A 1114-nucleotide genomic window follows, 5' to 3' on the forward strand; every position below is an offset into this window, starting at 1 on the left:
TGTGATGTCCAGGGAGGTTGGTCAGCCGGGTGACCGGCGGTTTGCCGCCGGTTGAGCTGTGGGGTCGGTGATGATTGTAGAAGTGCAGCCAGCCCGGTAGCGCGGCCCGGCGGAGGGTCTCGGACGGGTAGAGGCGGGCGTAGGCCCAGCCGTCGGCCAGGGTGCGGTGGAAGCGTTCGATCTTGCCGTTGGTTTGTGGCCGGTAGGGCCGGGTCCGTTTCGGGGTGACACCAAGCTCGGCGCAGGTGTCGCGCCAGGCATGCGAGCGGTAAGCCGACCCGTTGTCCGAGAGCACGCGTTCGACGGTGACGCCCAGATCGGCGAACCAGGCCACGGCCCGGCGCAGGACAGCGGTGGCGGTGGCGGCGGTTTCGTCGGTGTGGATCTCGGCGTAGGCGACGCGGGAATGGTCGTCGATAACAGTGTGGACGAACGCGGTGCCGGTGCGGGGCTTATAGTCCGCGCCGCGGGGCAGGCCCGGGGTGGCGCGTTTGTTGATCTCGCCTTGTTGCCGGCCGACGTAGCGGTGTCCGCCTCCGTCGGGGATGTTGCCGAACTTGGTGACATCGACATGGATCAGCGATCCGGGGTGGTCGTGTTCGTAGCGGCGCAAGGGTTCGCCGGTGACCCGGTCGAGCCGGGACAAGCGGTTGATCCGGCAACGCACCAGCACCGCGTGCACGGTCGAGGCGGGAAGGTCGAGCCGGCCGGCGATCTGGACCGGGCCGAGCCGGTGCCGCCACCGCAGTCGCACGATCTTGCGGACCAGCGCGGGTGAGGTCTTGGCGGGACTGTGGTGCGGGCGGCAGCTGCGGTCAGCCATCCCTGCGGGGCCTTCGTGCCGGTAGCGTTCGGCCCATTTGCGGGCTGTCTTGGCGGCGACCATGAACGTCTTCGCCGCTTCGGCGTAGGTCCAGCCTTGCTCGACGATCAGGCGGGCGAGTCGGAGTCGGGTGCGTGGGGTCAGGGTGGCGTTAGGGTGGGACACGAAGGCCTCCGGAGGCGTGAAGCGGTTCCTAGACAGCTCCACTTCACAACCGGAGGCCTTCACCTGTCAGCACGACAGGCCATCACCGGGTCACCTCAAGCCGGGACAACGTCCCTGGACATCACA

Annotated in this window: 1 protein-coding gene; it reads right to left on the minus strand. The window is 68.3% G+C overall.

The window, feature by feature from the left end; translation table 11 throughout:
- Nucleotides 1-988, minus strand: a 988-nt coding sequence (locus ACWEF6_RS42905) for an IS481 family transposase (protein ID WP_449688194.1), incomplete at its 3' end; no start/stop codon positions are given.
- Between the last annotated feature and the right edge of the window lie 126 nt (nucleotides 989-1114).

Source organism: Amycolatopsis sp. NPDC004772, from assembly GCF_053601215.1.